Annotated in this window: 10 protein-coding genes and 2 pseudogenes; 5 read left to right on the forward strand and 7 right to left on the reverse strand. The window is 65.4% G+C overall.

What is annotated here, in order from left to right:
* Both NP3_RS49235 and NP3_RS22150 read left to right on the forward strand, forming a co-directional pair.
* On the forward strand, positions 1-478 hold a 478-nt coding region (locus NP3_RS49235), incomplete at its 5' end, for an alpha/beta hydrolase family protein (protein ID WP_507762168.1).
* Between the two features lie 114 nt (positions 479-592).
* Positions 593-1396, forward strand: coding sequence for a hypothetical protein (locus NP3_RS22150; protein ID WP_157124459.1), 804 nt, complete (start codon positions 593-595; stop codon positions 1394-1396).
* Here NP3_RS22150 and NP3_RS48120 read toward each other — a convergent pair.
* From NP3_RS48120 to NP3_RS22170, 5 genes and pseudogenes are all read right to left on the reverse strand, one after another.
* A pseudogene (locus NP3_RS48120) lies at positions 1397-1522 on the reverse strand (glycine betaine ABC transporter substrate-binding protein); the annotation flags it as partial. It lies immediately after the preceding gene.
* Positions 1523-1584: 62 nt separating this feature from the next.
* Positions 1585-1835: pseudogene (locus NP3_RS22155) on the reverse strand (ABC transporter); the annotation flags it as partial.
* An 84-nt stretch (positions 1836-1919) separates the two neighbouring features.
* Positions 1920-2465 carry a DUF8020 domain-containing protein gene (locus tag NP3_RS22160; protein ID WP_063043521.1) on the reverse strand — a complete coding sequence of 182 codons (546 nt, stop codon included), beginning with the start codon at positions 2463-2465 and terminating at the stop codon, positions 1920-1922.
* Between the two features lie 219 nt (positions 2466-2684).
* The gene (locus tag NP3_RS22165) at positions 2685-3083 is read right to left on the reverse strand and encodes a DUF3618 domain-containing protein (RefSeq protein ID WP_063043522.1); all 399 of its coding nucleotides are present in this window, start codon (positions 3081-3083) and stop codon (positions 2685-2687) included.
* A gap of 2 nt (positions 3084-3085) precedes the next feature.
* Positions 3086-3508 (reverse strand): phage holin family protein, encoded by a 423-nt coding sequence (locus NP3_RS22170; RefSeq protein ID WP_063043523.1) that lies wholly within the window; start codon positions 3506-3508, stop codon positions 3086-3088.
* A 163-nt stretch (positions 3509-3671) separates the two neighbouring features.
* Here NP3_RS22170 and NP3_RS22175 point away from each other — a divergent pair, with 163 nt between their 5' ends.
* From NP3_RS22175 to NP3_RS22185, 3 genes are all read left to right on the forward strand, one after another.
* A complete protein-coding gene (locus NP3_RS22175; protein WP_063043524.1) occupies positions 3672-3971 on the forward strand; it encodes a hypothetical protein in 300 nt (99 codons plus the stop codon).
* A gap of 42 nt (positions 3972-4013) precedes the next feature.
* Entirely contained in the window at positions 4014-4445 is a 432-nt protein-coding gene (locus NP3_RS22180; RefSeq protein WP_157124460.1) for a hypothetical protein, read from the forward strand.
* A gap of 90 nt (positions 4446-4535) precedes the next feature.
* Positions 4536-5204: a hypothetical protein gene (locus NP3_RS22185; protein ID WP_157124461.1), complete on the forward strand. Its 669-nt coding sequence runs from the start codon at positions 4536-4538 to the stop codon at positions 5202-5204.
* 74 nt (positions 5205-5278) lie between these two features.
* Here NP3_RS22185 and NP3_RS22190 read toward each other — a convergent pair whose 3' ends face one another.
* Together NP3_RS22190 and NP3_RS22195 are read right to left on the reverse strand one after the other, a co-directional pair.
* Complete coding sequence (locus NP3_RS22190) at positions 5279-6295, reverse strand: zinc-dependent alcohol dehydrogenase family protein (protein ID WP_063043527.1); 1017 nt, start codon at positions 6293-6295, stop codon at positions 5279-5281.
* A gap of 22 nt (positions 6296-6317) precedes the next feature.
* Positions 6318-7291 (reverse strand): alpha/beta hydrolase (locus NP3_RS22195; protein WP_063043528.1); only part of this gene is annotated, 974 nt, incomplete at its 5' end.

Below are 7291 nucleotides of genomic sequence, written 5' to 3' on the forward strand. Positions count from 1 at the left end.
GGCCGGACTGCAGGACTTCGCCTGGTGCCATCCGGCGCGTCCGATACCCGTCATCGCGTTCCATGGCACAGCCGACCCGTTCGTCGCCTACACCGGCGGACCCGGTCCCAACGCCCAGTTGCTGCCGTCGGCCGACGGTTCGGGTTCGGCGGCCGGGCGGGGCGGCACCACGCCGAGCGGCGTCGACGGTCCGGGACCGGCGAGCATCCCGACGCAGGCGGCCGCTTGGGCGCAACGCAACGGCTGCGGGCCCGAGCCGGAAGAGCACCGGATTGCCAGCGACGTCACCATGTTCCGCTATCCATGTCCCGTAAACGGCGCCGTCGAGCTTTATGCGCTGCTGGGCGGCGGCCACACCTGGCCGGGCTCGCCGCCGATCGCCCCCGAACCACTGGTCGGCGCTACCGCATCGCTCAACGCCAATCAGATCATGTGGGACTTCTTCCAGGCCCATCCGCATACCGGCCCCCTCGGGTGAGCCCGGTATCACCAGCGGGATGCTGTCCGCGCCGACGCGCCGGGCTCAACGGCATATCTCGACGGCTTCGGAGAACAACCGATCCGCGACACCTTCATGAAGTACGGTCAGGCCATGTCCGAGGACTGTGTGGAGCGAGCCGAAGTAGCGCAATCCAACACCTACGCCTGGGAGGTTGTCGGCAGCGGTCCGACCGGGAAATCCGTTGTCGACTCCGGTGACGGCGAATTCGGCATTCCCGATGACTGCACCGGCCGCACCTGCACCAACCACATCGAGGTCGGCACCGCGGTGTTCGACCGAGTAGTCGCAGACATCATGATCGAATACCGAAACGCGGTCCTGGACGCCCGCCTCGAGGACGAACCCGATCCGGACCGGCCGCTGGAGCGGGTCACCATCCAGGTCTGCGACGGTAATGGCGTCGAAATGCTCTCGGCGACAGCTGTATTGACCTATCCCGTGGTCACCGTAGCGGACACCGAGACCTACCGTAAGCAAGTGGCGCTGGCCGAGAAACGGGAGCGACGACGACGTGAACGCCGCGATAAAGCCATCGCCGCGGGAACCTGCGCCCCACGGTCGGGGCCCGCCGACCCCCGACTGGCCGGACTCATCCTCAACCTGCGGGTCGAAGCCGACACCGTGCGCGAGGAAGTCCCGGACGCCGACCACTGCCGAGAACAATTGGCATTGGCCCAGAACACCGTGCAGGCCGCCACCGAGGCGGCCGCTCGTGCGCGAATAAGCGGCACGCAAGGTGAGTTCGAACATGCCCACGCCTTTATCCAACGCTGGACACCACGCATAAACCGCTGGGCCGCATTCCTCGAACTGACCACCGAGGCCTACGCCGACGCGGACGCCGTCGACGCCCTCGCCGACCGTATAAGCCTGCAACCCCCGGTCGACAATTAGCTATTCGACCAGCTTCTCGCTCTTCAGCCAGTCGTAGGCGACGTCGGCGGGATCCTCACCATCGATATCGACGCGGCCGTTGAGGTCCTGCATCAGCTTGTCGGTCAGGTGTTCGGAAATCGTGCCGGGGGTGAGCATCGCCGTTGCGGCGACGAGTTCACACGTCGATCGGAATGCGGCGCAGACGAAATCACCTCCGTCACCGAGTTGATGCCGAGCGAGCCGACCACCGCGCCACGGCCGTCGGTGACGAGCGCGGCACCTTGACTGGTCGCGAGCATGGCATCGCGCGTTCGATCACACCCTGCGCCGACTCCCCCACCCGAGCGGTGACCACCTTGTCATAGGCGACATCGCGCACCCGCGAGACGGTCAGATAGGCCAGTTTCGCGCCGGATCCGACGAATTCCTCCACGAACGGCGCAGCCGGATCGGTCAGGGGTGGGCCGACAGACGCGAGTCCCTGTGTGCCGCTGCTGTTCGGTAGCGGCACACAGGGACTCGACGTGCTCGTGATCCGGAATCAGGGGGTGGAGTAGCCGATCAGGGCCCCGATGCCCGCGCCGATCGGGACGGTGACGAGGGCACCGACACCACCGAGGAAGAAGCCGATCACCGCGCCGATCCCGGCGCCGATGAGCGCGCCGATCCCGGCGTTGTACTGCTTGCGGGCGATCGTGTCGGAGGCCTCATCGATTGCCTGCGCGGTCCGCGTGGTATCGGATTGCGCTGTGAGGGTGAGGGTTCGGCCGTCATTGGCGATCTCCGGCGTCAGGGCGACGGTCCCGGCCGCGGTCTGCAGCCCCAGCGGAATCGAGGTCACCGCATTGCCCGCGGCGTCGGTCAGCATTATCGAAAGCGCATCGGCGGCCACGGTGAACCGTCCGGCCTCGACGGTGGTGCTGACTCCTCGGCGGTCTGCTGTCGGTGCGGTGATGAAGTTGATGCCGTGATCGGTCGCCTGCACGGTGATGTCGGTTGCTACCGGCTGGGCCTGCACGGCGCCTGCGGTAATGCCGGTCGCACCGATCGCGAGCAGGGCGGTGGCGGCGAACTTGGTGGCGCTCATAGTTTTCCCCACATTTCATCGGCTGTCGCGCGCCGACACGTGCCTGAAAGCCCGTGCCGGGCCACGTGATTCAGTCGACCACAGCTGTGATCGAAAGGTAATAGTACCGTCCGGGAGCAAGCCCCGCGGGCTGCTCCTCGGACAGTCCCGGTGCCGAACATGTTGCCGCCCAACATCTCCAGCAGCGCGACGGGTCAGCAGATGGTGCGGGTTCGCAGGTCACTGCCGATGACGACGGCGGCGCGGTAGCCGCCTTTTGCCCAGGTCGCGACGGTCGCGAAGTATGAGCCAGGTCACCAAGGCCGCGACCGCGGCGGTCACTACGGCGGCGACAGGCACCGGGCGACCGCGCGTCACGGCGGCGAACTGGACGGCGCGGTCCTGCGTTGCGGCACCCGCTTTCGCACGCTTCTCCCGCACAACTTCGGCCGCATGATGAACTTTGGCGCGGGCATTGTCCACGGTGTGATGTAGTTCTGCCTCGGCTCTGCCCTTCACATCGAGCTTGTCGGTCAGTTCCGCCATGGTCTGTCCCAGCTCTTGTCTGGTCAGGTCGCGATCGGCGCGCAGCAGTTCCGCCTCGGGTGATCCGACCGAGGGCTTGCTCTCATCACTCATCGCTATCCTCCGCTCCTGATCACATGGATGTCTTGCTGTACGCCGGTGATCGCCTCCCGCGGGACCGGCGGGACCGCATTCTGCAGGTCCTTCATGCCGATGGCAGCCAGCGCGCCGCCGACGAGGAGCAGTACCGCTCCGACAATCAGCGCGGCGGCCCAGCCCGACAGCGGACCCGCGAGGGCGATGATCACCGCCGCGATGACGGCGGCACCGCCGTAGCACACCGCGAGCGCCCCGGCACCGGTCATAACCGCGCCGCGCCCCAGACGTTTGCCTTTGCTTTGCACTTCCAGTTCCGCGAGCTTGATCTCGTCCCGGATCAGGCGGCCCATTTGCTCGGTCGCATCGTTGACCAGCTCGGCAACCGACCGTGTCTCCGTGGACGACGTCGAGACATACGACCCGGTGGGTGTTTCGGTCATGGCGATTCCTAGGTATTCGGGGAACAGCTCCAGATATGTCCGAGTTGGCCCGCTTTGCGCATTTCAAACCCGCGAGCGCCAGATCGCCGGGCCGCTGGACAAGAAGGAGACCACCGGCGACAGCGGTGGTAATGGCGGCAATTAACAGTGCCCGGTAGGCCGGATGCGCGCCGAACAGATGCTGCGGCCACGGATCAAACCGGAACACGGTCGGCATGTCACGATCGACGGCAATATCAGGATCGGCGCCACGGTCCACCGCCTCGGAGTGGAAATCCAAGATCCGGATGGCCGGGTACGGGTTCTGATCGGCGCACTGGATGGCAGCAGATCACCCGACAAAATAGTCGACGTGGTGCTGTCCGATTATCCGGGAGTGCCCGCGGCCGACGCGATGCAACAGTCGTCGGATTGCGCGCGCTCAACTCCGATGTGCGGGTCACCGGCGAACAGCGGCGGATAACAGGGCAGTCCGACCTGGCCGAACTGCTCACCCGGGTACGACCTGCTCGCCCTGTGCGCTGACCAGCCGCGCACGATCCGCCGATGGGCCAACCGGGCGTGCCTGGCCGTCGGCGTGCCATGGGTCGTCGGCGGCTACCACGGCCCGACCATGTCGGACAGCCTGCACGGCCCCGGGCAGACTGCCTGCTGGGAATGCCTGCACGATCACCGAGCCGAACAGGCGGATATGCGGCTGCCTCCGGAGACGACGCTGGAAAGCCTTGCGCCACAACTGCCCCGGCATCCGGTCAACATCATATCGGCGACCCCCACCGGCACGCTCCTCACGCATTTCGCGCTTGCGACGCTGACCGGCGCCCCGCCGATCGAACCAGGGTTCCGATACGACGTGAATCTGGTCCGACTGGATGCGTCGGCGCCCGACCGCATTACCTCCCGGCCGGATTGCCCAGCATGCGGCAGCTCGCCGTGACCGACGCCGCACACGGCGATCACCCCGCGATCCGACAGTCGGATCCGACTGCACGACTTGGCGATTCGGCCCGATCGCGACGAGTGGATCGTGGGCCGATTCGAGACTCGGCAGTTCGTGGCCCTGCCAAGGGCGGGGGTGACCGCACTCGAGTCGCTGCGAGCCGGTCACACCATCGAACAGGCAGCCGAGCGACTGGCCTGCGCCGAGGGACGCGAGTTCGATGTGCTGTCCTTCGTCGAGGCACTGATGGAGCCCGAGTTCGTGGCCGAGGTCGATGAACGGCCGGTGCCGTGCACCCCGTCGCGACCGGCATCGTTTCCGCGGATACGCCCCGAGCATGTGCGGTTCGCGCTGAGCCCGGTCTTTCCGGTGCTGTTCGCCTGTCTGATGGTTGCCGCAGTCGCGACACTCGTCGAACGGCCCGACCTGGTGCCGAGTTTCCATAACCTGCTCTGGAGTCCCGGCGGCAGCGTCGTGCTCGCGCTCAGCGTCGCCGCGGGCTGGTCACTGGTATTCGTCCACGAGCTGGCACATTTCCTCGTCGCACGGGCGACCGGCGTGCACGCCCGGATCGGACTGGGTACGCGCCCGCAGTTCCTGGTGGCCGAAACCGATATCAGCGGAATCGAACTCGCACCACCGAGCCAGCCGGTAGCAACCAACCTCGACAGCGTGGTCGTGCTACTCATCCTCGGCGCCCTCCACGCCGTACGGGGCGTGACCTGGTGGCGACGGCATCGCGCGAAGCGCCGGTAAGGACGCGCGCCTACACAAGTACGAGGATCCTGCCGGTGTCGCGCAAACCTTGCGCCATCGAAGCTTTGCCCCGGTCAGGGACGCAGGAGGGTTTTGATGGCTCGGCGGTCATCCATGGCGCGGTAGCCGTCGGCGACCTGTTCGAGTGGCAGGGTGAGGTCGAAGACTTGGCCGGGGTCTATGCGGCCGGTGAGGACGCGGTCGATGAGATCGGGTAGGAAACGGCGGACCGGGGCGGGGCCGCCGCGCAGCCCGACGTGGGAGAAGAACAGTTTCTCACCGGAGATCTGTACGTCGTGGGGGACGCCGACGAAGCCGACGTTGCCGCCGGGGCGGGTCGAGCGCAGGGCTTGCGACATCGATTCGCCGGTGCCGACACATTCGAGCACCGAGTCCGCGCCGACACCGGCGGTGAGGTCCATGATCGCGGTGACGCCGTCGTCGCCGCGTTCGGTGACGATGTCGGTCGCACCGAACGCGGTCGCCAGCTTCTGGCGGGATTCGTGGCGGCTCATCGCGATGATCCGTTCCGCGCCGAGTTCTTTCGCGGCGAGTACGGCGCTGAGCCCGACCGCGCCGTCACCGACGACGGCGACGGTCGCGCCGGGTCGTACTTCGGCGGCGACGGCGGCGTACCAGCCGGTGCCCATCACGTCCGAGAGGGTGAGCAGGCTGGGAATCAGGCTGTCGTCGGGCTGGTCGGGGGTGGCGACGAGAGTGCCGTCGGCGTTCGGGATGCGCACGTATTCGGCTTGGCAGGTGGTCATGAATTCGCGGTGCACGCATGCGGATTGGTAGCCGTTGCGGCAGTGCGGGCAGGTGTTGTCGGAGGTGGCGAAGGAACCGATGACGAACTGGCCCGGTGCCACGGCGCTCACCTGGTCCCCGATTTCTTCGACGATGCCGACATATTCGTGTCCCATCGGGTGCGGATCGTCGACCGGGTCGATGCCACGGTAGGGCCACAGGTCCGACCCGCATACGCAGGTGGCGACGGTGCGGATGATCGCATCGGTCGGCGCGGTGATCACCGGATCAGGCAGCTGTTCGAAGCGGATATCACCGGGAGCGTGAATAACGGTGCCTCGCATAATATTCGGTCTCCTTCGTGGGTCAGTTCAGGTTGTTGCGGAAGAACGTCGTCAACTTGTCGAACGGGATGAGATCGACGCGATCGTAAAGATCGACATGACCGGCGCCGGGCACGATCGCCAGTTCCTTGGGTTCAGCGGCAAGCCGGTATGCCTCCTCACTGAATTCTCGAGAATGCGCATTTTCGCCCGCGATGAAAAGCATCGGCCGCGGAGAGATCGTCTCGATGTCGGCGAACGGGTAGAAATTCATGAACTTGACGTTGCTGCTGAGCATCGGATGCGTCGTGGTGTCCGGGCTGTAACCTCTGGCCGTGCGATAGAAATCATAGAATTCGCGATCGATCGCAGTCGAGTTCTCGTTCAACTCTTCAGGCGTTCCGCTGGTGTATGCGGTTTCACCGCCGGAGAACTCCACATCACGCTGTTGCGCTGCCTGTGTGAGGATATTCTTTCTCTGCTCGACGGTAACCGAATGCCTGAGCCCATTGCGGTTGGCGGCGCCCATGTCGTACATGCTGACCGTCGCGACGGCCTTGATGCGCGGATCGATCTTGGCCGCGCTGATGACGAAGCTGCCGCTGCCGCAAACGCCGATCGCACCGATCCGCTCCTTGTCGACAAATGACCGAGTGCGCAGGTAATCCACTGCGGCACTGAAATCCTCGGCATAGATATCCGGTGAAACAGCGTTGCGGGGCCGACCGTCACTTTCGCCCCAGAACGACAGATCGAGCGACATGGTGACGAATCCTTGCTCGGCCATCTTCGTGGCATACAGATTCGCGCTCTGCTCCTTGACCGCACCCATAGGGTGTCCGACGACCATCGCCGCATTCTTCCCATTGCGGTTCAGGTCCTTCGGAACGAACAGGTTCCCCACAACATTCATCTGGTACTGGTTCTTGAACGAAACCTTCTCAACGACGACCCGGTCGCTGGTGTAGAAATTGTCCGCACCATTGGCCGTGTCGCCCGGCACGAGATTCGATCGGG

Origin of the sequence: Nocardia pseudovaccinii NBRC 100343 (genome assembly GCF_001613225.1) — a bacterium.
Classification (GTDB): Bacteria; Actinomycetota; Actinomycetes; order Mycobacteriales; family Mycobacteriaceae; genus Nocardia; species Nocardia pseudovaccinii.

Excerpts from the sequence above, each read along its gene's own strand:
- NP3_RS22150 (WP_157124459.1), top strand. The coding sequence starts at position 593 with ATGTCCGAGGACTGTGTGGAGCGAGCCGAAGTAGCGCAATCCAACACC.
- NP3_RS22160 (WP_063043521.1), bottom strand. The coding sequence starts at position 2,465 with ATGAGCGCCACCAAGTTCGCCGCCACCGCCCTGCTCGCGATCGGTGCG.
- NP3_RS22165 (WP_063043522.1), bottom strand. The coding sequence starts at position 3,083 with ATGAGTGATGAGAGCAAGCCCTCGGTCGGATCACCCGAGGCGGAACTG.
- NP3_RS22170 (WP_063043523.1), bottom strand. The coding sequence starts at position 3,508 with ATGACCGAAACACCCACCGGGTCGTATGTCTCGACGTCGTCCACGGAG.
- NP3_RS22175 (WP_063043524.1), top strand. The coding sequence starts at position 3,672 with ATGCGCGCCGAACAGATGCTGCGGCCACGGATCAAACCGGAACACGGT.
- NP3_RS22190 (WP_063043527.1), bottom strand. The coding sequence starts at position 6,295 with ATGCGAGGCACCGTTATTCACGCTCCCGGTGATATCCGCTTCGAACAG.